Origin of the sequence: Streptomyces prunicolor NBRC 13075 (genome assembly GCF_000367365.1) — a bacterium.
GTDB lineage: Bacteria > Actinomycetota > Actinomycetes > Streptomycetales > Streptomycetaceae > Streptomyces > Streptomyces prunicolor.
Window position 1 is genome coordinate 1 of sequence record NZ_BARF01000015.1, and the last position, 23456, is coordinate 23456.

The 23456-nt window shown below is 69.4% G+C and carries 28 protein-coding genes and 1 tRNA gene; 14 read left to right on the top strand and 15 right to left on the bottom strand.

Going from position 1 to position 23456, the window contains the following annotated elements; all coding sequences use genetic code 11:
* Positions 1 to 501, bottom strand: a 501-nt coding sequence (locus tag SPR02S_RS55340; RefSeq protein WP_043258151.1) for a DUF2510 domain-containing protein, incomplete at its 3' end; no start/stop codon positions are given.
* A 265-nt stretch (positions 502 to 766) separates the two neighbouring features.
* Between SPR02S_RS55340 and SPR02S_RS07645 the strand changes: the two genes are divergently transcribed.
* Complete coding sequence (locus SPR02S_RS07645; RefSeq protein ID WP_019056355.1) at positions 767 to 1240, top strand: SsgA family sporulation/cell division regulator; 474 nt, start codon at positions 767 to 769, stop codon at positions 1238 to 1240.
* A 22-nt stretch (positions 1241 to 1262) separates the two neighbouring features.
* Here SPR02S_RS07645 and SPR02S_RS07650 read toward each other — a convergent pair whose 3' ends face one another.
* The gene (locus SPR02S_RS07650; RefSeq protein ID WP_026150321.1) at positions 1263 to 2669 is read right to left on the bottom strand and encodes an FAD-binding oxidoreductase; all 1407 of its coding nucleotides are present in this window, start codon (positions 2667 to 2669) and stop codon (positions 1263 to 1265) included.
* A 92-nt stretch (positions 2670 to 2761) separates the two neighbouring features.
* On the opposite strand from SPR02S_RS07650, the gene SPR02S_RS07655 reads away from it, so the two are divergent.
* Positions 2762 to 4228 (top strand): tetratricopeptide repeat protein, encoded by a 1467-nt coding sequence (locus SPR02S_RS07655; RefSeq protein ID WP_019056357.1) that lies wholly within the window; start codon positions 2762 to 2764, stop codon positions 4226 to 4228.
* A gap of 9 nt (positions 4229 to 4237) precedes the next feature.
* On the opposite strand, the gene nthA is transcribed toward SPR02S_RS07655, so the two are convergent.
* From nthA to hppD, 5 genes are read right to left on the bottom strand one after another with little or no spacing between them, the layout of a single operon-like run.
* On the bottom strand, positions 4238 to 4819 hold the full coding sequence (gene nthA / locus SPR02S_RS07660) for a nitrile hydratase subunit alpha (RefSeq protein WP_026150323.1): 582 nt from the start codon (positions 4817 to 4819) through the stop codon (positions 4238 to 4240).
* The gene (locus tag SPR02S_RS66100; protein ID WP_019056359.1) at positions 4809 to 5117 is read right to left on the bottom strand and encodes an SH3-like domain-containing protein; all 309 of its coding nucleotides are present in this window, start codon (positions 5115 to 5117) and stop codon (positions 4809 to 4811) included. Before SPR02S_RS66100 ends, nthA begins: the two co-directional genes overlap by 11 nt.
* The gene (locus tag SPR02S_RS66105; protein ID WP_019056360.1) at positions 5110 to 5391 is read right to left on the bottom strand and encodes an SH3-like domain-containing protein; all 282 of its coding nucleotides are present in this window, start codon (positions 5389 to 5391) and stop codon (positions 5110 to 5112) included. The genes SPR02S_RS66100 and SPR02S_RS66105 overlap by 8 nt, the downstream gene beginning before the upstream one ends.
* A 27-nt stretch (positions 5392 to 5418) precedes the next feature.
* The gene (locus SPR02S_RS07675; RefSeq protein ID WP_019056361.1) at positions 5419 to 6285 is read right to left on the bottom strand and encodes a phage baseplate protein; all 867 of its coding nucleotides are present in this window, start codon (positions 6283 to 6285) and stop codon (positions 5419 to 5421) included.
* 32 nt (positions 6286 to 6317) lie between these two features.
* A complete protein-coding gene (gene hppD, locus SPR02S_RS07680) occupies positions 6318 to 7463 on the bottom strand; it encodes a 4-hydroxyphenylpyruvate dioxygenase (protein ID WP_019056362.1) in 1146 nt (381 codons plus the stop codon).
* A 125-nt stretch (positions 7464 to 7588) separates the two neighbouring features.
* On the opposite strand from hppD, the gene SPR02S_RS07685 reads away from it, so the two are divergent.
* The 7 genes from SPR02S_RS07685 (at position 7589) to SPR02S_RS07715 (ending at position 12639) form a co-directional block, all read left to right on the top strand.
* Positions 7589 to 8083, top strand: a complete 495-nt coding sequence (locus tag SPR02S_RS07685; protein WP_019056363.1) for an Lrp/AsnC family transcriptional regulator — start codon at positions 7589 to 7591, stop codon at positions 8081 to 8083.
* A 12-nt stretch (positions 8084 to 8095) separates the two neighbouring features.
* A complete protein-coding gene (locus SPR02S_RS07690; protein WP_019056364.1) occupies positions 8096 to 8743 on the top strand; it encodes an ABC transporter permease in 648 nt (215 codons plus the stop codon).
* The gene (locus tag SPR02S_RS07695) at positions 8736 to 9983 is read left to right on the top strand and encodes a betaine/proline/choline family ABC transporter ATP-binding protein (protein ID WP_019056365.1); all 1248 of its coding nucleotides are present in this window, start codon (positions 8736 to 8738) and stop codon (positions 9981 to 9983) included. Before SPR02S_RS07690 ends, SPR02S_RS07695 begins: the two co-directional genes overlap by 8 nt.
* Positions 9980 to 10783, top strand: a complete 804-nt coding sequence (locus tag SPR02S_RS07700) for an ABC transporter permease (RefSeq protein WP_019056366.1) — start codon at positions 9980 to 9982, stop codon at positions 10781 to 10783. Before SPR02S_RS07695 ends, SPR02S_RS07700 begins: the two co-directional genes overlap by 4 nt.
* Positions 10780 to 11736 (top strand): glycine betaine ABC transporter substrate-binding protein, encoded by a 957-nt coding sequence (locus SPR02S_RS07705; RefSeq protein WP_026150326.1) that lies wholly within the window; start codon positions 10780 to 10782, stop codon positions 11734 to 11736. Before SPR02S_RS07700 ends, SPR02S_RS07705 begins: the two co-directional genes overlap by 4 nt.
* A gap of 81 nt (positions 11737 to 11817) precedes the next feature.
* Positions 11818 to 12408, top strand: coding sequence for an ArsR/SmtB family transcription factor (locus SPR02S_RS07710; protein ID WP_019056368.1), 591 nt, complete (start codon positions 11818 to 11820; stop codon positions 12406 to 12408).
* 36 nt (positions 12409 to 12444) lie between these two features.
* On the top strand, positions 12445 to 12639 hold the full coding sequence (locus tag SPR02S_RS07715) for a hypothetical protein (RefSeq protein WP_019056369.1): 195 nt from the start codon (positions 12445 to 12447) through the stop codon (positions 12637 to 12639).
* Here SPR02S_RS07715 and SPR02S_RS07720 read toward each other — a convergent pair.
* The 6 genes from SPR02S_RS07720 to SPR02S_RS07745 form a co-directional block, all read right to left on the bottom strand.
* The gene (locus tag SPR02S_RS07720; protein ID WP_019056370.1) at positions 12636 to 13430 is read right to left on the bottom strand and encodes a S16 family serine protease; all 795 of its coding nucleotides are present in this window, start codon (positions 13428 to 13430) and stop codon (positions 12636 to 12638) included. The genes SPR02S_RS07715 and SPR02S_RS07720 overlap by 4 nt on opposite strands.
* Before the next feature lie 161 nt (positions 13431 to 13591).
* Positions 13592 to 14233: an IclR family transcriptional regulator gene (locus tag SPR02S_RS07725; RefSeq protein ID WP_019056371.1), complete on the bottom strand. Its 642-nt coding sequence runs from the start codon at positions 14231 to 14233 to the stop codon at positions 13592 to 13594.
* Between the two features lie 376 nt (positions 14234 to 14609).
* On the bottom strand, positions 14610 to 16409 hold the full coding sequence (locus SPR02S_RS07730) for a DEAD/DEAH box helicase (RefSeq protein WP_019056372.1): 1800 nt from the start codon (positions 16407 to 16409) through the stop codon (positions 14610 to 14612).
* A gap of 154 nt (positions 16410 to 16563) precedes the next feature.
* Positions 16564 to 16944 (bottom strand): type II toxin-antitoxin system death-on-curing family toxin, encoded by a 381-nt coding sequence (locus SPR02S_RS07735; RefSeq protein WP_019056373.1) that lies wholly within the window; start codon positions 16942 to 16944, stop codon positions 16564 to 16566.
* Complete coding sequence (locus tag SPR02S_RS07740) at positions 16941 to 17141, bottom strand: ribbon-helix-helix protein, CopG family (protein WP_019056374.1); 201 nt, start codon at positions 17139 to 17141, stop codon at positions 16941 to 16943. Before SPR02S_RS07740 ends, SPR02S_RS07735 begins: the two co-directional genes overlap by 4 nt.
* Positions 17142 to 17181: 40 nt before the next feature.
* Positions 17182 to 18636 (bottom strand): MFS transporter, encoded by a 1455-nt coding sequence (locus SPR02S_RS07745; protein WP_019056375.1) that lies wholly within the window; start codon positions 18634 to 18636, stop codon positions 17182 to 17184.
* Between the two features lie 203 nt (positions 18637 to 18839).
* On the opposite strand from SPR02S_RS07745, the gene SPR02S_RS07750 reads away from it, so the two are divergent.
* A tRNA-Cys gene (locus SPR02S_RS07750) sits at positions 18840 to 18911 on the top strand.
* A 50-nt stretch (positions 18912 to 18961) separates the two neighbouring features.
* Here SPR02S_RS07750 and SPR02S_RS07755 read toward each other — a convergent pair.
* The gene (locus tag SPR02S_RS07755) at positions 18962 to 19825 is read right to left on the bottom strand and encodes an SDR family NAD(P)-dependent oxidoreductase (RefSeq protein ID WP_019056376.1); all 864 of its coding nucleotides are present in this window, start codon (positions 19823 to 19825) and stop codon (positions 18962 to 18964) included.
* 217 nt (positions 19826 to 20042) lie between these two features.
* Between SPR02S_RS07755 and SPR02S_RS07760 the strand changes: the two genes are divergently transcribed.
* The 4 genes from SPR02S_RS07760 to SPR02S_RS07775 all read left to right on the top strand — a co-directional run bounded on the left by SPR02S_RS07760 (position 20043) and on the right by SPR02S_RS07775 (position 22640).
* Positions 20043 to 20717 carry a TetR/AcrR family transcriptional regulator gene (locus SPR02S_RS07760; protein WP_019056377.1) on the top strand — a complete coding sequence of 225 codons (675 nt, stop codon included), beginning with the start codon at positions 20043 to 20045 and terminating at the stop codon, positions 20715 to 20717.
* Between the two features lie 47 nt (positions 20718 to 20764).
* Positions 20765 to 21466, top strand: a complete 702-nt coding sequence (locus SPR02S_RS07765) for an NAD-dependent epimerase/dehydratase family protein (RefSeq protein ID WP_019056378.1) — start codon at positions 20765 to 20767, stop codon at positions 21464 to 21466.
* A 65-nt stretch (positions 21467 to 21531) separates the two neighbouring features.
* The gene (locus tag SPR02S_RS07770) at positions 21532 to 21921 is read left to right on the top strand and encodes an antibiotic biosynthesis monooxygenase family protein (RefSeq protein ID WP_019056379.1); all 390 of its coding nucleotides are present in this window, start codon (positions 21532 to 21534) and stop codon (positions 21919 to 21921) included.
* A 122-nt stretch (positions 21922 to 22043) separates the two neighbouring features.
* Positions 22044 to 22640, top strand: coding sequence for a DUF4328 domain-containing protein (locus SPR02S_RS07775; RefSeq protein ID WP_026150327.1), 597 nt, complete (start codon positions 22044 to 22046; stop codon positions 22638 to 22640).
* A gap of 69 nt (positions 22641 to 22709) precedes the next feature.
* On the opposite strand, the gene SPR02S_RS07780 is transcribed toward SPR02S_RS07775, so the two are convergent.
* Positions 22710 to 23429, bottom strand: coding sequence for a DinB family protein (locus SPR02S_RS07780; RefSeq protein WP_019056381.1), 720 nt, complete (start codon positions 23427 to 23429; stop codon positions 22710 to 22712).
* Positions 23430 to 23456 lie beyond the last annotated feature (27 nt).

Sequence of the window (23456 nt, forward strand, 5' to 3'; positions counted from 1 at the left end):
CGTGCCCTCGTCCGGGGTGTCCGTACCCGGGGTCGTCGGGCGGCGCAAGGCGAAGGTGCCGGGGTTGGACGGGTCCTCGGGAGCGGTCGCCGCCGGGCCGTCCGGCTGGGCGGGGTGGTCGGCGGGGACCCTCGGGTCCGCGCCCGCTCTGGGGTCCGGGGAGCCCCAGGAGACGCGGCGGTCCTGGTCGCCGCCGAAACCGCTCTGGTGGGAGCGGTCCGCGCCCCACGCCGCCGCCGGTTCGGGGCGGCTGCCGTGCTGGGCCTGGGCCGGGCTCACCCGGTTGTCCGGTGCCGGGTCCTCGTCGAAGAAGTGCGGCCCGGTCTCCTCGACGGACTGGCCCGGCGCGCCGACGGGCAGGCCGTCCGACGGTGCCGGGCGGCTGGTGCCGGGCACCCAGGCCGTGCCGTTCCAGTACCGGACGTATCCAGGAATGGACGGGTCCGGGTAGTACCCCTCGCGGGGCCTGTCGTCACCGGGTGCCGGGGTTGGGGCGCTCATGTCCGTCGTCCCGTATCTGCTCGGAGGTCAAATGGGGGTGTCCACATCTATCAGACCCGTGCGACCACCACTGCCCCTCCCGCCGGACCCGCCCCTTTCCGGGCAACCTCGTGCACGGAGTCCACACGCCCCGAAGCCCCGCGAAGCCTTCGTGACGCCTCGCGGAAAAAAAGTTTCCCGAACTCGCGTAATGCTTTCGCCCGCAGGCCCTCTCCACTCGTACGGGCCCACCGCAGGGCCCGGTCAGCGAGAGGAGACACGCGTCATGCACACAGTCGTAGAGCGGGAGTTGGAGCTCAAACTCATCCTGTCGCCGGAGCGGAGCATTCCGGTCCCGGCCCTGCTGAGCTACCGCACCGACGATCCGTACGCCGTCCACATTTCCTTCCACATCAACTCCGAGCACCCCGTCAACTGGACGTTCGCCCGCGAACTGCTGGTCGAGGGCGTGTTCCGGCCGTGCGGGCACGGGGACGTGCGGGTGTGGCCGACGAAGGTGGAGCGGCGCAGTGTCATCCTGATGGCGCTGAGTTCACCCGACGGAGACGCCCTGCTGCAGGCCCCCGCGGCCCAGGTGTCGGCATGGCTGGAGCGCACGCTGCGGGTGGTCCCTCCGGGCTCTGAGGCGGAGCAGCTCGGCATCGACGACGGCCTGGCCGAGCTGCTCGCACCGACCCCGGCCGACGACCTGTGGCTGCGCGACCCGTGGCCTTCGGACGAGTCGCGGGACGGGGAGTGAGCCGTAGGAACAGGAAGGGGAATCAGAACAGCTTGCCCGGATTGAGGATCCCCAGCGGGTCGAAGCTCGCCTTCACCGCCCGCTGCATCTCCACGCCCACCGGGCCGATCTCGCGGGCCAGCCACTCCTTCTTCAGGACGCCGACGCCGTGTTCGCCGGTGATGGTGCCGCCGAGTTCCAGGCCGAGGGCCATGATCTCGTCGAAGGACTCGCGGGCGCGGCGGGACTCGTCGGCGTCCTGCGCGTCGAAGCAGACGGTGGGGTGCGTGTTGCCGTCGCCGGCGTGCGCGCAGACGCCGATCGTCAGCCGGTACTTCTCGCCGATCCGTTCCACCCCTTCGAGCATCTCGCCGAGCCGCGACCGGGGCACGCACACGTCGTCGATCATCGTCGTGCCCTTGACCGCCTCCAGCGCCGTGAGCGACAACCGCCGCGCCTGGAGCAGCAGTTCGGACTCGGCCGCGTCCTCGGCCGGGACGACCTGCGTGGCTCCGGCCGCCTCGCAGAGGGCTCCTACGGCGGCCAGGTCGGCGGCCGGGTCCAGCGTGTCGAAGGCGGCGAGCAGCAACGCCTCCGTCGTCTCCGGCAGTCCCATGTGCGCCATGTCGTTGACGGCCTTGACGGTCGTACGGTCCATCAGTTCGAGGAGGGACGGCACGTGCCCGCCCGCCATGATCCGGCACACGGCGTCGCACGCGGCCGCCGCGGACCCGAACTCGGCGGCCAGGACGAGCTGTTGGGGCGGTTGCGGCCTCAGCGCCAGGATCGCCTTGACGACGATCCCGAGCGAGCCCTCCGACCCGACGAACAGCCGCGTCAGGTCGTACCCGGCGACACCCTTGGCCGTACGCCGGCCGGTGCTCATCAGCCGGCCGTCGGCGAGGACGACATCCAGGCCGAGGACGTACTCGGCCGTCACCCCGTACTTCACACAGCACAGCCCGCCGGACGCGGTGCCGATGTTGCCGCCGATCGTGCACATCTCCCAACTGGAGGGATCCGGCGGGTAGTAGAGGCCGTGTTCGTTGACCGCGCGGGAGAGCGTCGCGTTGATGACGCCCGGCTCGACGACCGCGATGCGGTCGACCGGGCTGATCTCCAGGATGCGGTCCATCTTGACGAGGGACAGCACGATGCAGCCCTCGGAGGCGTTGGCCGCGCCCGACAGGCCGGTGCGGGCGCCCTGCGGGACGACCGGGAGGCGCAGTTCGGTGGCGACGCGCATGACGTGCTGGACCTGTTCGACCGTGCGCGGCAGCACGACGACGGCGGGGGTGCCGGACGGGCAGAAGCTCGCCATGTCGTTGGCGTACGAGTCCGTGACGTCCGGGTCGGTGAGGACGGCCTCGGCGGGCAGCCCGGCCAGCAGCCGGTCGACGAGGGTCCCGGTGTCCTGGTCGCGAGGCGCTTCGATACGGCTCATGATCACAGCGTCGCACTCGCGGCCATCGGTGTGAACCCCGTCCACGCGTGGCTTTCGGTGCCGGGATGTGGTCGTCGTACTGACGCACAGTGAGCGCCATGGAGAACGAACAGCGGAGCCCCGGTACGTCCCTGGTGGCGGAGGCGCCCCGGCGCCGCTCCCCCGTTCTGCGCCGGGTGCTGATCGCCACGGTCGCCGGGTGTGCCGTGGTCGGCGGGCTGCTGTGGCTGTTGCCGGAGGAGCCGCGTCCGGTGCCGCCGCCCGCGCCGGGACCGAAGGCGCAGGCGCTGACCGCGGTCACCGCGGGGGTGCCGGCCGCGCTGCCGGACCTGGCCGCGCTGATCGGCGACCGGGAGACGCGGGTACGGGTCCATCCGCGGGACGCCCGGTCGTGGGCGGTGCTCGGCTCGGCCTATGTGGAGCAGGGGCGGCGGACCGGGGACACCCTGTACTACCCGAAGGCCGAGGAGGCCCTGCGCACCTCGCTGAAGGTGCGCGCGAAGGGCAACGACGCGAGCGCCGTCGCGATGGACGGCCTGGCGGCTCTCGCGAACGAACGGCGGGACTTCCGCGCGGCGCGCACCTGGGGCGAGGCGGCACTGAAGGCGGCGCCGAGGCGCTGGACGACGTATCCGCTGCTGATGGACGCGTACACCGGGCTCGGCGACTACAAGGCGACCGGGCGCACCCTCGACAAGCTGCTGGAGCTGCACACCGGCCCCGCCGTGATGGCGTGGGCCGCCGCCGTCTACCGCGACCGCGGCTGGCGCGAGGACGCCGCCGCCCAGCTCGCCGACGCGGCGGCGAAGGCCACCGCCCCGGCGGAGCAGGCCGCCTGGCTGCAACGCGCCGGTGAGCTGGCCTGGGAACGCGGGGACCGCGAGGTCGCGCTACGGCACTTCGAGGCGGCCGTACGGCTGGATCCCGACCAGCGGGAGGCGCTGGCCGGTGAGGGGCGCGCGCTGGCGGCGCTGGGCCGCACCTCGGAGGCGCTGAACGCGTACCAGGTCGCCCTCGCCAAGCAGCCGACCCCCCAATACGCCCTGGAGCTCGGCGAGTTGTACGAGTCGCTCGGACTCACGCAGGCCGCCCGCGTCCAGTACGACACCCTGCGCGCCCTCGCCGCCAAGGACACGGCGGCAGGGGTCGACGACGAGTTGATCCTCGGCGCCTTCGAGGCGGACCACGGCGACGCACAGGACGCCGTACGGCGGCTGCGGGCCGAGTGGACCCGGCAGCCGGGGATCGCGGTGGCCGACGCGCTGGGGTGGGCGCTGCACCGGGCCGGGCAGGACGAGGAGGCGCTGAAGTTCGCGTCGGTGGCGACGGACAAGGTGCACGGGGGCGGGGTGCGGGACGCGCGGTACGCGTTCCACCGGGGCATGATCGAGCGGGAGTTGGAGAAGTTCGCGTCCGCGCGCCGGCATCTCCAGGACGCGCTGCAGATCAACCCGTACTTCTCGCCGCTGCAAGTGCCCCTGGCCCAGGCGGCGTTGGCGGCGCTGGGCGAACCGTCCAACGAGCCACCGCCCACGGACAAGGAGCCGCAGGAGAAGACGAGTTGAGCCTCCGCGTCACACGGCCGCCGTGCCGATCAGCGCGTTGCGGCTGACCAGCGCGGCCAGTTCGTCCTCCGACAGTGACTCCATACCGGCGGGCCTGCGAGGCAGGACCATGTAGCGGCTCTCCGCGCTGGAGTCCCACACGGTGATGTCGGTGGTGGTGGGCAGCTGGAGGCCGAACTCGGCCAGTACGGACCGGGGTTCGCGGACCACACGGGAGCGGTAGGCCTCCGACTTGTACCAGCCCGGGGACGGGCCCAGCAGCGGGAGCGGGTAGCAGGAGCAGAGGGTGCAGACGATGACGTTGTGGGTCGCGTCGGTGTTCTCGACGACCCGCAGCCGCTGGAACGAGCCGTCCATGAAGCCGAGTTCCTGGACGGCGGCCGTGCCGTCCGTCAACAGCCTTGCCCTGTAAGCATCGTCGGTCCAGGCGCGGGCGACGACCCGTACCCCGTTCACCGGTGACGCGCCCGCGAGGAACGCGTCGAGCACCTCGTCGACCGCACCGGCCGTGACGACCCCCTTCTCCTCCAGCAGGGTCTCAAGTCGCCGCACCCGCCGGGAGATCGAGGCGTCCTCGTGGTCACCGCTCATCGGCCGCACCCTTTTCGTGTTCCTCTTCGCACACTTCCAAATAGCTTTCCCAGAGGTCCAGTACGACGTGATGGTCGCCCTCGCCCCACAGGTCCCGGGCCGCGAACCGCACCGCGTACACCTGCTCCACCGGCGCGTCCCCACGACCTTGAGCACTGACGTCCGCGACCTCCGCCGGCCCTTCCGGCTCGACGACGACACCGGACTTGCCGCGTGCGTAACGGGGCAGGCGGGTGTGGTGCGGCGGGTCGTGCGGGAAGGTCCGGACGCGGGTGCCGGGCGGGAAGCGGTCACTCATCGAGCTCACCCGGCTCGATCACGCCCTTGCGTTCCAGCAGCACGGTGATCGCGGTGAACCAGCGTTCGTAGTACGGCATCGTCAGGTACGTGGCGGGCGGGATCGCCTCGATCGCGTCCCGGAACTCGTTGGTGTTGAAGATCCCTTGCGCGCGCAGGGCGTTGAACAGCCCGACGACCCGCGCCTCCCAGTCGGCGTGGAAGGGCTCGGGGTCGTCGGTGGTGTCGATGGCACCGAAGCCCTGGGTGCCGCCCACGTCGTTGATCCTGGCCATGGGTGCAGCGTACGGCCCTGTCCGCGGCTACGGCTTGTAGCAGAGGGAGAACTTCCGTGCCCCCGCCTCCCCGGACGCGAAGCCGACGCACAGGCGGGTGCGGGGCTTGGTGCGGACGGCGAGGCCCTCCGGTTCGCGGTAGGTGAGGGTGGAGGCGGCCTCTGTGCGGGACTGCTGGACCAGTTCGCCGGTGCGGATGTCGAGGCAGGAGACGTAGGCGTTGCCGTGTTTCGCGGGCGGGTTGGTGGTGGAGTCGTAGGCGGTTCCGGCGAGTTGGTAGAGGTGGTCGCCGTCGAGGGCGTAGCCCTGGAACGGGATCGATGGGTTCGGGTGGGCGCCGGTCTGGGCTATGTCGGCGACGGGTGTGGCGTAGTCGCGGGCGACGAAGGCGTCCAAGTCCCAGATCCGGTACCGGGGTTGGTTGTTCATGCGGTAGCGGATCGCGATGCGCTTCGAGGTCATGCAGACCGTGGGCTGGTTGTTGGTGGAGTTCGCGATCGGCTTGCGGATCGCCACGTCGGCGGCGGTGCGGGTGGCGCCGTCGGCGAAGTGGAAGCGGGTGACGGCCTGGCCGTAGGCACCGCCCGAACCGGCCTTCGCGGCGGCCTCGGTCCAGATCCAGACGTCGCCGTCGGTGGTGTTCTGCACGCCCATGCTGACACCGTGCCCGAAGCCCTGGAGGTGCATGTGGCCGAGCGCCTTGCCCGTGTAGTCGAGCTGGTTGAGGCAGAGGTTGCCGGTGTCGGCGCCGCCCGTTCTCAACTGGAGGACGTACAGGCGCTGATGGACCTCGTCGAGGGCGAACGACTGGAGGACCGTGGGCTCGTGCAGGGTGCCCTTCTGCCACAGCCAGCGCACCGCAGGTGCGGACAGATCGATCGGCGCGTCGGCCACGGTCCTCCCAAGTCCCTTGCGGGACCCGTGCGTTACAGGTTGCCCCGCTTCTCCTGCTCCCGCTCGATCGCCTCGAACAGCGCCTTGAAGTTGCCCTTGCCGAAGCCCATCGAGCCGTGTCGCTCGATGAGTTCGAAGAACACCGTAGGACGGTCCTGGACCGGCTTGGTGAAGATCTGGAGAAGGTACCCGTCCTCGTCGCGGTCGGCGAGGATCTTCAGCTCGCGCAGGGTGTCGATGGGGACGCGGGTGTCGCCGACCCACTCGCCGAGGGTGTCGTAGTACGAGTCGGGGGTGTCGAGGAACTTCACTCCGGCCGCGCGCATCGTCCGTACGGTCTGCACGATGTCGTTGGTGTTGAGCGCGATGTGCTGGACGCCCGCGCCGCCGTAGAACTCCAGGTATTCGTCGATCTGCGACTTCTTCTTGGCCACGGCGGGCTCGTTGATCGGGAACTTGACCTTGAGCGTGCCGTCGGCGACGACCTTGGACATGAGGGCGCTGTACTCGGTCGCGATGTCGTCGCCCACGAACTCCTTCATGTTCGTGAAGCCCATGACCTTGTTGTAGAAGCCGACCCACTCGTTCATGTGGCCGAGTTCGACGTTGCCGACACAGTGGTCGATCGCCTGGAAGGTGCGGTGGGCGGGGGCCGCGACGAGCGGGTCGGCGGGGGCGAAGCCGGGGAGGTACGGGCCGTCGTAGCCCGTGCGCTCGACCAGGGTGTGGCGGGTCTCGCCGTAGGTCGCGATCGCGGCAAGCACGACCGACCCGTGCTCGTCCTTCAGCTCGTACGGCTCGGCGAGCGAGCGGGCGCCGTGCTCGACGGCGTAGGCGTGCGCGGCGCGCGCGTCCGGCACCTCGATGGCGAGGTCGACGACGCCGTCACCGTGCTCGGCCACGTGCCGGGTGAGGACCTCGCCCCAGGGGGTGGCGGGCCTGATGACGGAGGTGAGGACGAAACGGGCGGAGCCGTTGGTGAGCACGTACGAGGCGGTCTCGCGGCTGCCGTTCTCCGGCCCGGAGTAGGCGACCAGCGTCATGCCGAAGGCCGTGGAGTAGTAGTGCGCCGCCTGCTTGGCGTTGCCCACGGCGAAGACGACCGCGTCCATTCCCTTCACCGGGAAGGGGTCGGCCTGCCGGGCGGTGTCGGGGGTGTGGTGAGTGGTCTGGGTCATGAGCGCAGGCTCCCCCTCCATGGCAAGGTGCGCAATAGTTCGCGTATCTGCTGGGCAGCTTGTTCAGTGATACGACCGTTTCGGCGGGCTTTCTGTACAGGATGACCATCGTTGGAGGCGGCGGCATGGGGATCGATCAGCTCGACGGCCGGATCATCGTGCTGTTGGCCGAGGAGCCGCGGATCGGGGTGCTGGAGATGTCCCGGCGGCTGGGGGTGGCCAGGGGGACGGTGCAGGCGCGGCTGGACCGGCTTCAGTCGAATGGAGTCATCCGGGGATTCGGGCCGCAGGTCGATCCGGCGGCGCTCGGGTATCCGGTCACGGCGTTCGCGACGCTGGAGATCCGGCAGGGGCAAGGCCCGGACGTGCGGGCGCACTTGGCGACCGTCCCCGAGGTGCTCGAACTGCACACCACCACCGGCAGCGGGGACATGCTGTGCCGGCTCGTGGCCCGGTCGAACGCCGATCTCCAGCGGGTCATCGACCGGGTTGTCGGTTTTGATGGCATTGTCCGGGCCGCCACCGCGATCGTGATGGAGAACCCCGTTCCGCTGCGGATCATCCCGCTGGTGAAACAGGCGGCGGAGGACCCGGAAGGGACGACGACCTGGCCGACGTAGGGGTGTGGGCATGTGAGCTTCTGGGAGTACTTGGGCAACCGGCACCAGCAGCTGCTCACCGACGCCTACCAGCACGCCAGCGCGGTCTTCCAGTGCATGGTCGTGGCCACGCTGATCGGGGTGGTGATCGGGGTCGTGACCTATCGGAGCGAGTGGGCGGGCAGCCTGGCCACCACGGCCACCTCGACCATTTTGACCATTCCGTCGCTCGCCATGATCGGTCTGCTCATTCCGATCGTCGGTCTTGGCGTTCCGCCCACAGTGATCGCTTTGACGCTTTACGGCCTGCTGCCGATCGTCCGTAACTCGATCGTGGGCCTGCGCGGGGTCGACCCGTCCCTCGTGGACGCGGCGAAGGGCATCGGGATGTCCCGGCCGGCGCGGCTCCTGCGGGTCGAACTGCCGCTGGCCTGGCCGCCGATCCTCACCGGGATCCGGGTCTCCACGCAGATGCTGATGGGGATCGCGGCCATCGCGGCGTACGCCTCCGGGCCCGGCCTCGGCAACGAGATCTTCCGCGGTATCGGGTCGCTGGGCAGCAAGAACGCTCTCAACCAGGTGCTCGCGGGCACGCTCGGGATCATCGTCCTGGCGCTGCTGTTCGACGCCGCGTACGTCCTTCTCGGACGGCTGACCATTCCCAGGGGGATCCGTGTCTGAGCCAGCAGGGACCGCGACCTCCGGTGCCTCCATCGAGCTGGAGAACCTGACCAAGCGGTATCCGGGCAGCGCCGATCCGGCCGTCGAGAGCGTCAACATGGAGATCAAGGCGGGTGAGTTGGTCGTCTTCGTCGGGCCTTCCGGCTGCGGGAAGTCCACCACGCTCAAGATGATCAACCGGCTGATCGAACCGACCGGTGGCCGTATCCGCATCGGCGGCGAGGACGTCACCGACATCGACCCGGTGAAGCTGCGCCGCAAGGTCGGCTACGCGATCCAGTCGAGCGGGCTCTTCCCGCACATGACCGTCGCCCAGAACATCGCGCTGGTCCCGAGGATGATCGGCTGGTCCAAGTCCCGGATCAGGAACCGGGTGGAGGAGATGCTCGACCTGGTCGGGCTCGACGCCGGTGAGTTCCAGGGCCGCTATCCGCGCCAGCTCTCCGGCGGGCAGCAGCAACGCGTGGGCGTGGCACGGGCGTTGGCGGCGGATCCGCCGGTGCTGCTGATGGACGAGCCGTTCGGCGCGGTCGACCCGATCACCCGCGATCACCTCCAGGACGAGCTGATCAGGCTCCAGCACGAACTGCACAAGACGATCGTCTTCGTCACCCACGACTTCGACGAGGCGATCAAACTGGGCGACCGGATCGCGGTGTTGCGCGAACGCTCGCACATCGCGCAGTTCGACACCCCGGAGGCGATCCTCACCAACCCGGCGGACGACTTCGTGTCCGGTTTCGTGGGCGCCGGGGCGGCCCTGAAGCGGCTGAACCTGACCCGCGTACGGGATGTGGAGATCACCGACTATCCGACGGTGACCGTCGACGACCCGCTCCAGGACATCTTCAACAAGCTCCGGGACAGCGGCACCAACGAGATCCTGCTGCTCGACAAGCGCGGCCGGCCCTACAAGTGGCTGCGGCGCGGCGACATGATGCGCGCCAAGGGTTCGCTGGCCCGGGCGGGCACGCTGGTCAGCGACACGGTGACGCGGGACGCGACGCTCCGGGACGCGCTGGAGGCGGTGCTCACGGACAACGCGGGGCGGGTCGCGGTCACCGGGCGGCGCGGGGAGTACACCGGCGTCGTCGACATGGAGACGCTGATGAACTCCGTGCACGAACTCCTGGAGGCCGACCGGCTGGAGGCGATGGAGGGCCGGCACGAGCTGGAGGAGGCCCGGGCCCTCCAGACCCACGCCGAGCAGGAAGGCGCCGGCGGGGAGGAGAAGGCGTGACCACCACCCCAGAAGCGGAGGAAGAGGAGACGGAGGCCGCCGCGCCGCCGACTCCCCCGAAACGCCGGATCAGCTGGCAGAAGCTGACCTTCCTGCCCGCCGCGCTGGTGGCGATCCTGCTGGCGACCTGGCTGTGGTTCAACCAGGCGCACCTGGACGCCATTTCGGAGAACGCCCTCTCCAACGGCCAGGTGAGCAAGGCCCTTTGGCAGCACGTCCGACTGACCGTGATCTCCACGTTCTTCGTGCTGATCATCGCGATCCCGCTGGGCATCCTGCTGACCCGGGCGGCGTTCCGCAAGGCCGCCCCGGTGGCGATGACCTTCGCCAACATGGGCCAAGCGACCCCGGCGATCGGCCTGTTGGCCCTCCTGGTGATCTGGCTCGGCACCGGCGAGAAGGCGGCCCTGATCGGCATCATCATCTACGCCGTCCTGCCGGTCCTGTCCAACACCATCGCGGGCCTGAAGGCCAACGACCCGACCCTGCTGGAGGCGGCCCGAGGCATCGGCATGTCCCCACTCGGCGTCCTGGCAAAGGTGGAGCTCCCCCTTGCGGTCCCGCTGATCCTGGCCGGCGTCCGAACCGCCCTGGTCCTCAACGTCGGCACGGCGACCCTGGCGACCTTCGGCGGGGGCGGCGGCCTGGGCGTCCTGATCACCACCGGCATCACCACCCAACGGATGCCCGTCCTGGTCCTCGGCTCGATCCTCACGGTCAGCCTCGCCCTGCTGGTCGACTGGCTGGCCTCCCTGGCCGAACTCCTGCTCCGCCCAAGGGGATTGGAGGCGGGCGCATGAGACGCACCTGTCTGGTGACGGTCGGCGCGCTCATCGTCGCCTCCGGCTGCGGACTGACCAGCGGCTCCCCCATGGTCGACGACGTCAGCCCCGGCACCGTCGGCAAGGGCGAACCCCTCAAGGGCGCCCATCTCACCGTCACCTCAAAGGAGTTCACCGAGCAGCTGGTCCTCGGCGCGATGATGGGCATCGCCTTCGAGGCGGCGGGCGCGGACGTCCTCGACCGGACCGGCATCCAGGGTTCGATCGGGGCGCGAGAGGCCGTCAAGTCCGGTGACGCGGACGGGATGTACGAGTACACCGGCACCGCGTGGATCACCTACCTCGGCAACAGCAAGCCGATCACCGACCCGCTGAAGCAGTGGCAGGCGGTACGGGACGCCGACCTCAAGAACGGCATCACCTGGCTGCCCCCCTCCGCCCTCAACAACACCTACGCCCTCGCGATGAACCAGGCCAACTTCAAGAAGTACGGCACGAAGACACTCTCCGAGGTGGCCGCGCTGGCGAAGAAGGACCCGGGCGCGGTGACGGTGTGCGTCGAGAGCGAGTTCGCCAACCGCGCGGACGGGCTGCCGGGCATGGAGAAGGCGTACGGGATGAGTCTCCCGGCGAAGAACATCACGCAGATGGACACCGGGATCATCTACACCCAGGTGAAGAAGGGGAGTTGTACTTACGGCGAGGTCTTCACCACCGATGGGCGCATCAAGTCCATGAACCTCGCGGTGATGGCCGACGACAAGAAGTTCTTCCCCAACTACAACGCGGCGCCCGAGATCAACACGAAGGCGTTGAAGAAGTGGCCGGCGATCGCGAGGGTCCTGGCCCCGGTGACGAAGAAGCTGAACAACACGGTGGCGCGGACGCTGAACGCCAAGGTGGATGTCGACGGGGAGGATCCGCATCAGGTGGCGCTGGACTGGATGAAGGCGGAGGGGTTGGTCAAGTAGGGCCTGCGGGGGGCCAGTTCCAAAGGATCGGTTGCAAAGAAACCGTTGCAACTGGTTCTTTGCAACGCTATCTTTGTACGCATGCCGGAGCCAGAGCCCCAAGAACGCCGGATCCATCATCTCGACGCCCGTTCACTGCGCGGGCTGGCCCATCCGCTGCGCATGCAACTGCTCGACTCGCTGCGCTTCGACGGCCCCGCCACGGCGTCCCAACTCGCCGAAAGACTGGGCGAGTCGAGCGGCGCGACCAGCTACCACCTGCGCCAGCTCGCGACCTACGGCTTCGTCGAGGACGCCCCGGAGCACGGCAAGGGACGGGAGCGGTGGTGGAGGGCGGCCCACGACGGGACGAGGTTCGACGACGCCCTGTTCAGGGACGCCACTCCCGCCGTCCGCGGCGCCCTCGACATGATCATGTACGAGGTGGCCACGAAGCACGCCCAGGAGCTGACCACTTGGCTCGGCAACCGCCACACCTGGTCCGAGGACTGGGTCGAGGGCAATGACATGAGCGACATGACAATCCAGCTCACGCCCCAACTCACCCGCGAACTCATCGAGAAGATGCACGACCTCGTCGAGAGCTACCGCGATCTGCCCGAGATGGCGGACGCCCCGGGCGCCGAGCGCGTACGCATCCACACGCACGCCTTCCCGATCACCACGGACTGACCGACCGACGGACCGACCTGAGAGAGGCAACGCCCCATGCATCCCGAGACCCACCTCGCGCTGCACCACACCCGAGCCGCCGAACTCCACGCCCAGGCCGCGGCCCACCGCCTCGCCGCCGAGGCCAAAACCCCGCGCGAACTCCGTACCCGCCTCGGCTGGACCCTCGTAGAACTGGGACTTCGCCTGGCCGCCGGGCCGCCCAACGGCACCAAGCCCGCCGTCGCCTAACAGCCCGGCACGGAACCCTTCCCCGTCTCCAACGCCTCCAGCGCACTCACCGCGCCCTTCAGCGAGGTCACCGCAACCAGCCTCAGCCCCTTGGGCAGTTCGGACTTGGCGTCCGAGCATTCGGCCTTCGGCACCAGGAACACCGTCGCACCGTCACGTCGCGCGGCCTGGGTCTTGAGGGCCACTCCCCCGACCGCGCCGACCGTGCCGTCGGTGCCGATCGTCCCCGTACCGGCGATGGTGCGACCGCCCGTCAGGTCGCCGCCGCTGCCGTCGCCGTTCAGCTTGTCGATGATCCCCAGGGTGAACAGCAGGCCCGCGCTGGGGCCGCCGACGTCCGCCAGCTTGAGGGTGACCTTGACCTTCTTGTCGCTGAGCTTCAGGTAGTTGAGCGCGGCGGTGGCCGCATCGTCCTGCGACTCCTGCATCTGCTCCGTGTTGTGCTGCTCGATCTCCTTGACGCTGTTGCCGCTCGGGTAGACCGAGTCACGCGGCATGACCGCTCGGTCGGTGCGGAACCAGCTGTCGATCACATCGCTCAGCGAGACATGCTGATCGGGTCCGGTCGCCTCGATCGTCGTCATGCGCAACTGACCGCTCGTCGTGCGCACCGGCGCCCCGGAGATCGTGATCACCGGGGTGCCCTTGTTCTCGCCGAGGACGTTCGCGGTCAGACCGGGCTGCGCCAGCGAGAACGGCAGCGGCGCGAAACCGGCCGTGGCGAGCAGCGCCACGACGGGCAGGGCGCAGACCGCTACGGCCTGGGGGCGCGTGAGGCGAGAGAGGAGCACGGGATCAATCTAACGCGACGGCCACTTTCGGCCGGGCGCCGGTCACCCCATGCCCGTGAACGGCCTCAGACCTCACGCGCCTCAGACCTCACGCGCCTCAGACCTCACGCGCCTCAGACCTCACGCGCCTCAGACCTCACGTGCCTCAGGCCTCATGCGCCTCAGCGCAGCGCTTCCGCGACCTCGCGCGCCGCGTCCACGACCCTCGGCCCCACCCGCTCGGGCACCGCGTCGGCCAGCATCACCACACCGACGCTGCCCTCGACCCCCGTGACGCCCAGCAGCGGCGCCGCCGCACCGCTCGCCCCGGCCTCCAACTCCCCGTGCGTCAAGGTGTATCCGGGTTCGTCCGTGGCCTTGTGCCGGGCGGCGAGGATCGCGCGGCCAGCGGCGCCCCGGTCCAGGGGGTGACGGAAGCCGGCGCGGTAGGCCACGTGGTAGTCGGTCCAGGTCGGCTCGACGACCGCGACGGCGAGGGCGTCCGCCCCGTCGACCAGGGTGAGGTGAGCGGTCGCCCCGATGTCCTCGGCGAGCGACCGCAGCGCGGGGAGCGCCGCCTCCCGTACCAGGGGATGCACCTGGCGGCCCAGCCGCAGCACCCCGAGCCCGACGCGGGCCCGGCCGCCCAGGTCACGGCGTACGAGTGCGTGCTGTTCGAGGGTGGCCAGCAACCGGTACACGACGGTCCGGTTGACGCCCAGTTTGTTGGACAGTTCGGTGACGGTCAGCCCGTGGTCCGTGTCGGCCAGCAGTTTGAGGACGCGCAGTCCCCGGTCGAGCGTCTGGGAGGTCTCCGCGGTCACGACGCCCACTCCTTAGGTGGTGAGGTCGGCGGCCCCCTCGCGGCGGTTGCGTCACCGAGTCCCGTCAGTGACGCGCTTCAGAGGCCGCCGGTCGGCGAGGCGGCCCGGCGTGTCCGGGCCCAGTCGCTTCACGGCTGCGCTCCGCGGCGGCGCTGCCACGGGGCGTGTGCGTAGCGGGACACTAGCGAAGGCGGTTCGCTGAGCGGAAGTCTCCGTCCAGAATCCGGTCACCGACTGGTACGGACCGGTTCGCTACATGGCGACATGTCCTGACCTGGGGATCGCCCGTGCGCAGATTCCGCACAGATGTGCGGGTCGGCGGCGCATCCGTGGCATGGGTCGACCGAGGGGCTGAACCGGCAGCGGGACCGGCGGATCACTTCATGCGCGTGGCCCACTCCTGGACCTTCGCGATGCGTTGCCGCAGCTGCCCGGCCGTGGCCTCGGCGCTCGGCGGGCCGCCGCAGGTGCGGCGCAGCTCGGTGTGGATGACGCCGTGCGGTTTGCCGGTCTGGTGGACGTACGCGGAGACCATGGTGTTGAGCGACTTCCGCAGCTCCATCATCTCCTTGTGGGAGACGACGGGCCGCCGCTCGGCGGGCAGTTCGAGCAGATCGGCTTCCTCGTCCGGCTTCTTGCGGCTGTGCGCGATCTGCCGGGCCTGCCGCTTCTGCAGCAGCATCTGCACCTGGTCGGGTTCGAGGAGCCCGGGGATACCGAGGTAGTCCTGCTCCTCCTCGCTCCCCGGGTGCGCCTGCATGCCGAACTCGGCGCCGTCGTAGAGCACCCGGTCGAAGACGGCCTCGGACTCCAGGGCCTCGAAGGAGAACTGTTCCTGTTCGCCGGTGTCCTCGTCCTGCTCCTTGTTCGCCTCGTCCATCTCCTTCTCGGACTCGGCGTACGGGTCCTCCTCGCCCTCCTTCTTGGGCTTGTCGAGGGCGTGGTCGCGCTCGACCTCCATCTCGTTGGCGAAGGTGAGGAGGTCGGGGACGGTCGGGAGGAAGACGGAGGCGGTCTCGCCGCGCCGCCGGGACCGCACGAAGCGGCCGACGGCCTGGGCGAAGAAGAGGGGGGTGGAGATGGTGGTGGCGTAGACGCCGACGGCGAGCCGCGGCACGTCGACGCCCTCGGACACCATCCGTACGGCGACCATCCACCGGTCGTTGCTCGCCGCGAAGTCGTCGATGCGCTTGGAGGCACCGGTGTCGTCCGACAGCACGACGGTCGCCTTGCTGCCGGTGATCTCGCGGATCAACTTGGCGTAGGCGCGCGCGGAGTCCTGGTCGGTGGCGATGACGAGGGCACCGGCGTCCGGGATGCCCTTCCTGACCTCGGTCAGCCGCTGGTCGGCGGCGCGCAGCACGCTCGGCATCCACTCGCCGCGCGCGTCCAGCGCCGTACGCCAGGCCTGACTGATCGCGTCCTTCGTCATCGGCTCGCCGAGCCGCGCGGCGATCTCGTCACCGGCCTTGGTCCGCCAGCGCATGTTGCCGCTGTAGGAGAGGAAGATGACGGGCCGGACGACGTGGTCGGCGAGCGCGTTGCCGTAACCGTAGGTGTAGTCGGCGGAGGACCGCCGAATCCCGTCGTTCCCTTCTTCGTACGTCACGAAGGGAATGGGATTGGTGTCGGACCGGAACGGCGTACCGGTGAGCGCGAGGCGGCGAGTGGCCGGCTCAAAAGCCTCCAGGCAGGCCTCACCCCACGACTTGCTGTCACCCGCGTGGTGGATCTCGTCGAGGATGACGAGCGTCTTGCGCTGCTCGACCCGGTTGCGGTGCAGCATCGGCCGTACGCCGACGCCGGCATAGGTGACGGCGACACCGTCGTAGTCCTTGCCGAGCGGCCCGGCGCTGTACTCGGGATCCAGCTTGATCCCTATCCGCGCGGCGGCTTCCGCCCACTGCTTCTTCAGGTGCTCGGTCGGCGCGACCACGGTCACCTGCTGCACGACATGGTGGTGCAGCAGCCAGGAGGCAAGGGTGAGCGCGAAGGTCGTCTTGCCGGCACCAGGGGTCGCGACCGCGAGGAAGTCCCGCGGCTGCTCCTGGACATACCTCTCCATCGCACCTTGCTGCCAGGCACGCAGCTTGCCGGCGGTGCCCCAGGGGGCGCGGCCGGGGAAGGCGGGAGAGAGGTGGTGGGAGCTGGTGGAGGAGGCGGCGGTAGTAGTCACGGTCTCCGGGTTCGGGGGTAGGGCGGCTCGGTTACGTCGGCTACGTCGGCTACGTCGGCTACATATGACAACCGGGCCACCCTACCGGCGGGGTGGTGGTGTCAACGTGCGGACGACGCCGGGGTGGCGGGGGATGGGACTGACGTCACATCGGTTATTCGGCCAGGGCCCGCAGCGCCTCCCCGATCGCCTTGACCTCGTCCATGCCGCCCGTCGCCACAGCGATGACCAGGCGCTCGGCGGCGTCGATGTCCGGCCGCAGCTGCACCTCGTTCATGGCCAGGAAGACGACGCAGGACACCCATGCCGTGCGCTTGTTCCCGTCGAGGAACGGGCGGTTGATGGCCAGCGACTGCAGCAACGCCGCCGCCTTGTCGAACAGGTCGGCGTACGCCTCCTGCCCGAACATCGAGGCCGAAGGGCGGTGCACGGCCGACTCCAGCAGGCCCGCATCACGCACGACAACGGTCTGGTCGTCGACGGCCTGCTCGGCGATGGCCAAGACGTCCTCGGCCGTGAGGTAGACGAACGTCACTTGAGCCGCTCCAGCAGCTCGGACCACTTGGCGGTCTGCTCCTTGGCAGCCTTGCGGACCAACGCCTCGTGAGCCGTCCTGGCCAGGTAATCGTCCACGGCCCGCAGCAGTATGGCGTGCATGCTGACTCCCTCCTCATCTGCGCGCAGCTTCAGGGCTTCCGTCTGGTCGTCACGAAGACGCAGGTTCATGGCCATACCAAAACGGTACCACCGAGTGGGGTCAAACTGGTACCACTCACAGTGTGGTCCGCACCCGCGTGCTCACCCAAGCTCCCACCAACGCCACCCCCGCCATCGGCAGAAACACCGCGGCAAAGGCCCCGGGATGGGACCCGCCACCCACCGACCCGACGACATGCCCCACCGTGCCACCCCCCAGCGCCCCGAACGCGGCCCCGCCGACGGAGAGCAGCACGACATTGGACAGCCCATCAGAGATCTGCAACGCGGCGGAGTTGGAGCCGGCCTCCGCCGGAGCGGACAGCTGGAGCAGCAGCACGCTGGTGGAGGAGATCACCAGCCCCATCCCGAAACACCCGAACCCCCACGCGACGGCGACGATCCACACGGGCACCGCATGGATGAGGACGCTCGGCGCGGCGGCGATCGCGGCAGCCACCAGCACCATCCCGACCGTCATCAACCGCTCCCGATACGGCACCACCCATGCCCGAGCCTGCACCCACGACCCGAGCGCCCACGTCCCACCGCCCGCCGCGAGCGAGAACCCGGCCAAGGTAGGCGACAGCCCCCGCTGCGTGACGAGCATCAACGGCACGAAGGACTCGGCCGAGATGAACGACCCGGCGGCCACCCCGCGCAACAACACGACCGAGGGCAGCCCCCGCGCCGCCCGATACGTCCCCCGCGGCAACAACCCGAGCACGGCGGGCACGAGCAGCGCGACGCCGACGACAGCGGGGAGAAGGGAGAACCACGTCAGATCCTGAGCGGCGTACTGAAAGAGCCCGGCGCCGATCGAGATCCCCAGGGCAAGCCGAATACGACGCCGATCGAAGGAGGCGGACGGCTCACCGACACCGCTCACCGGCCCGGCCGCCCGCCGCCGTATCTGAGGAAGAGCAAGCGCGAGCGGAAAGACGACAAGCACGGGAATTCCGAGGAACACCCACCGCCACCCCAACTGCTCGGTCACCACACCGGAGGCGAGCGGCCCGACAACGGACGGTACGACCCAACTCGCGGCGAACGCGGCCATGATGGCGGGCCGCAACCGCTCCGGATAAGCCCGCCCGACGACGACATACAGAGCGACGATGACGAGCCCGCCCCCGAGCCCCTGCACGGCCCGCCCGAGAATGAACACCCACATGACCTGAGCGGTCCCCGCCACCACCAACCCGGCGGCGAACGCCCCGATCCCACCGGTCAACGCCCCGAGCGGCCCCCGCCGATCCGACCACTGCCCGGCGAACACCATCCCGAACAGACTGGTGGTGAAGTACCCGGAGAACGCGAACGCGTACAAGGACACCCCGCCGAGTTCCCGGGCGGCAACCGGCATAGCGGTCCCAACTGCCGTCGCCTCAAAGGCGATCAGCAGAACGACGGACACGATCCCGACACTGAGCGCCCGATGCGACCGCCCCAACACGGTGTCGCGACACTCATCGGCCAGGTCGGAGGCGGTGTCCGTGACGCCGGCGTCACGGGGTTCGAGGACGGTCATGCAGGCCAGCGTAAGGTCCACGGGCCGGGTTGACCCCTGTCGGAGGATGGTCGGGCGCTGAGACCTTGGTCGTACGACCAGCGACCCCACGGACCCCGCCGACCACTCCCCATTCATGAACGGCGTATGGCAGTCCCGTTGCACCACCCCGGGCCCCCTTGTCCGGGCCCATCCCCCGGCCCTACGGTCAACTCACCAAACACGGCCGTGTGCCCGAGTGGTTCAGGGACTCGCCTGCAAAGCGAGTTACGCGGGTTCGATTCCCGCCACGGCCTCTGTAGCTGGTGCGACCAGCGGAGATGGGCAGGGCTGACCGAGCGGTGGGTCAGAGGGCGAACTCGACGGGTTCCTTGCCCTGCGTGACGAGGCTCTTCCACAGGTCGCTGGGGTTGCCGGTGGCGGCGTTGCGGAACTCCTCCCAGTACCAGTCGGCGCCCAGGAGCTGCTTGACTCGGGGTACGGCGACTCCGTCGGGTCCGGTGTAGTAGCGGACCTGCTCGATCCTGCCGTCCGTGACCGCCTGGTAGATGGCCTTCGCGGTCACGGCCGGGCTGGAGCCGGTGCCCTGCATGCCGAAGAAGCGCTGCATGCCGGACTGGTAGTCCTCGGGGATGTCGCCCGCCTGATCGATCTTGGTGAAGATGCGGGTGGCGTGGGCGCCCGGGAAGACCGCCTTGACCGAGACCCCGAAGTCCGCCATCTCTATGTTGAGGCCCTCGGAGAAGGCCGCGACCGCGGCCTTGGAGGCGGCGTAGACGGCGGTGTAGGGGTAGCCCTGGTCGGCGCTGATCGAGGAGATGTTGACGATCACGCCGGAACGCTGCTCGCGGAAGTGCGGCAGGAAGGCTTTGGTCAGGGCCATCAGGCCGAAGACGTTGGTCTGGAACTGGTCATGGATCTGCTCCATCGAGGCGGCCTCGACCGGGCCCATGTGGTAGTAGCCGGCGTTGTTCACCAGCGCGTCGATGCCTCCAAACCGGGCGGCGGCCTGTTCGGCGAAGGCGGTGTCGGCACCCTCGTCGTTGACGTCGAGCAGGAGGGTCTTCACGTTCGGTAGGTCGTCATGGATGGCGAGGTCCGTCTCCTTGCGGACGGTCGCCACGACGTTCCAGCCCTGGGACGCGAACAGGCGGACGCTGTCGCGGCCGAAGCCGGAGGTGGTGCCGGTGATGACAACGGTGCGGTTCATGAGGGGGACTCCTTCGTGACGTTCCGTGCCGGATCGGTGGATGTGCGTCCGCGCTCGGCTCGATCCGCCGGGGCTCGGGCCACCGAATTTCCAGACCAGCGGTCTCTTACGTGATCAGGGATTCGGCCCATTTCAGACCGACGGCCTGTTGTGATGCATTCAACTTAAGGCACCGGCGGTCTGATGCCAAAAGACCGGGAGTCTGTAATATGTGGGCATGAATACTTTCCAGCGTGCGCGCAGCGAGGAGCAGCGGGAGATCAGGCGGCGGGCGATCCTCGACACGGCCGCCGCCATGCTCGACGAGATGCCGGTGAGCGCGGTGAGCCTCAACGAGCTGAGCCGTCGCGTCGGGCTCGCCAAGTCGAACGTGCTGCGGTATTTCGAGTCCCGCGAGGCGGTTCTGCTGGAGCTGCTGGACCACGCCTGGAAGCAGTGGATGGCCGACCTGCCCGACCTGCTGACCGCCGGCATCGACGCGGAGGCCGCGGTGGAAGAGCGCGGCGAGCAGTTCGCCGCGGTGGTCGGCGACTCCCTCGCCGAACGCCGCATGCTGTGCGACCTGCTCAGCGCACAGGCCGGCGTGCTGGAGCACAACGTTTCCCCAGAGGTCGCCGCCCGCTACAAGAGGGCCGCCGTCGCCAACGTCGACGCGCTCACGGCCCTCGCCCGCGTTCACCTGCCCGAGCTGGGCGATCGCGCTCAGCAGCTGGCCGCGTCCATGATCATGGTGATCGGTGCGGTGTGGACCCACGCCCGCCCGTCGCAGGCGATGCTCGCCGCCTACGAAGCCGACCCCTCGCTCGCTGTGCTGAAGATGGACTTCGCCATCGCCCTGCGAGAAGCGCTGGCCACCCTCACCGTCGGCACGCTCGCCCGCACTTCTCCCTGAATCCCACCCCCAGCCCAAAGCCACCCCTCTCATGCCTGGGAGCAGCCATGCGCGTCATCATCTTCGGAGCGTCCGGAATGGTCGGACACGGCGCACTGCGCGCCTGTCTCCTCGACGAGGCCGTCACCGAGGTCCTCGTCGTCGTCCGCAGCCCTCTTCCGCTGGACCATCCGAAGCTGCGGCAGATCATCCACACCGACTTCACCGACTACACCGCCGTCCAGGACCAGTTGACGGACCTGGACGCCTGTTTCTTCTGCCTCGGCGTCTCCGCCCTCGGACGCGGTGAGGAGGAGTACACCCGCGTCACCTACGACTACGCCCTCGCCGCCGCCCGTGCCCTGCACGCCGCGAACCCCTCGCTGACCTTCGTCTACGTCTCCGGCGAGGGCACGGACAGCACCGGCAGGAGCCGCCAGATGTGGGCCCGCGTCAAGGGCCGCACCGAGAACGACCTGCTCGCCATGCCGATGCACGCGTACATGTTCCGCCCCGGCTACATCCAGCCCGTCAGCGGCGCCACCTCCCGCACCCCGGTCTACCGCGTCCTGTACCGCATCACCGGGAGCCTGTACCCCCTCCTGCGGCGAGCCTTCCCCCGCCATGTCACCACCACCGACGCCGTCGGACACGCCATGCTCGCCGTCACTCGGCTGAAAGGCGCCGGCCCCACGGTGCTGCACAACCCCGACATCAACCGCCTCGCCGCAGTCGAGCCCGGGCAAGCGCCAAAGCCTCCGCACTCCTGATTGTCCTGGAGGCCGCTCCCGGCACCCCGAGGACCTGAGGACGCCCGCTGCCCTACCGTGGCGCCATGAGCGATCACTCCGAGGGGCCTGTCACACCCGTCGAGGCCTATGAACCCCCTTACTACGTGGCCGTCTTCACCACGGTGCGAACTCAGGACCAGAGCGACTACAGCGAGACCAACGCCCGCATGGAGGACCTGGTGAAGGACATCCCCGGGTACCTGGGGATGGACCACGCCCAGACTCCGGGCGGGCTGGGCATCACCGTCGGGTACTTCCGCGACGCCGACGCCCTCACGGAGTGGCGGACCGACGCCGAGCACCGCGTGGCGCAGAAACGCGGGCGAGCCCAGTGGTACGAGAGCTACACGCTGCATGTGGCCAAGGTGGAGCGGAGTCACGGGTTCGTGCGGGCGCAGGTGCCGCAGGACCCGCAGAGCCCTGCGGCAGGCTGACCGGCCGAAGTCCTGGACCGAGGACGTGAAAATCGTACGCGCGTGCGGCGATCGGACCCCTATGATCACTCAGCCCCGGCGTCCGCCGCGGCCGCACCCGCCTCCGAGACGGGCCGAAGTCGATGACGAGTACCGCCCGCAGAGCTCCCCGGATCCTTGTCCGTTCCGCGCAGCTGGCGATAGCTGTGTCCGCTGTGGCGGACGTGTTCCGTGCGGCGGCGGTCCGGGATCAGTACGTGGACCGCTCGGACGCATCCGAGTCGGGCCTCATCTCCATGGTCTTCGTCTATCTGACGACTCTCGCGATCGTGCTGTTCCTCGTGTGGCTCACCCAATCCCGGCGCAACGCCCAGGAGTTGATGCCCGGGGCCGCGGTGCCTAGTCGGGGCCGGACGATCGGCATGTGGTTCATTCCGCTGGTCAACCTCATTGTTCCTCGCGGGATCATCCTCGCCATCGGACGCGCGAGCTCCGCGTCCTGGGAGGAGAAGCGGGACACGACCCTGGTGAACGCGTGGTGGGCCGCCTGGGTCGGGCACGGGCTGGTGCTCACGGTCGCGAGCCGGGTGGCCCCGGGCTCGATGGCCTTCCTGGTGGTGGAGGAGGCACTCATGATCGCGGCGGCCGTACTGGCGGGGCTCGTGATCGAGCGCATCACGGCGTTGCAGAACGCCGCACTCGGTGCCACCGTTCCGGCCGAGCCCCTCGCCCAGGCCTGAGGTGCTTCCCTTCCCTGCCCTCGGTCGAACTCCCTCAAGACGCCCGAACTCCCCCAAGGCGCCTCGGACTTAGCCCTCGCTCACAACCCGCGCCCGCCACAGATCCCGCAACAGCGCGATCTCCGCCATGTGGTGGATGAACTCCAGGTTCGCCCCCGCCACCACAGCGGCATACGGGTCGTCCGGGTCGGACCCGTACGGGTACTGGGAGAAGCCGATCGCGTCCAACTGGTCCTCCGTGACCGTGGCCACGGCTGCGCGCCAGCGGTCGATCACCGGCCAGAAGCGTTCGAGAGTCAGGGCCGCCGAGGGACTGAAGTCGACCATCCGCTTCGGATCCTGGCGCCGCTCACCGAACGCCCACTCCCACGCCCCCGCGAACTGGAAGTGCAGGTGCCCCAGTCGCCACGCGATGGTCGTGATCGAGGTCGTGTCCGGTTCCGGCTCGCCCGTGTGGGCCAGGATCTGCTCGACCCGCTCGACGCTCACGCTCCAGTCGTCGGCGATCTTGGCAACCGTCATACCGTCGGCGGCCTGGCGGGCCACCTCCGCGTACTCGCTCGCCGGGATGTCCGCCACGCCCAGGTCGAGTACCGACTCCCCCGGCCCGAACGCCCTCGGTGTCACCGCCTCGCCGCGACGCCGGAGCGACCAGCAGTCGGGCGCCGGCTCCCACAGGTACTCCTCGTCGCCGAGCCCCGTCAGCCGGACCTCGGCCATCTCCCGGGCCTTGTCGAACTGCTCCAGCAGCAAGCCCAGTCGGTCGGTCCGGGTGCGCTTGGTCTCCATGTGCGGTCCCCCTCATCGCGGTGCGGT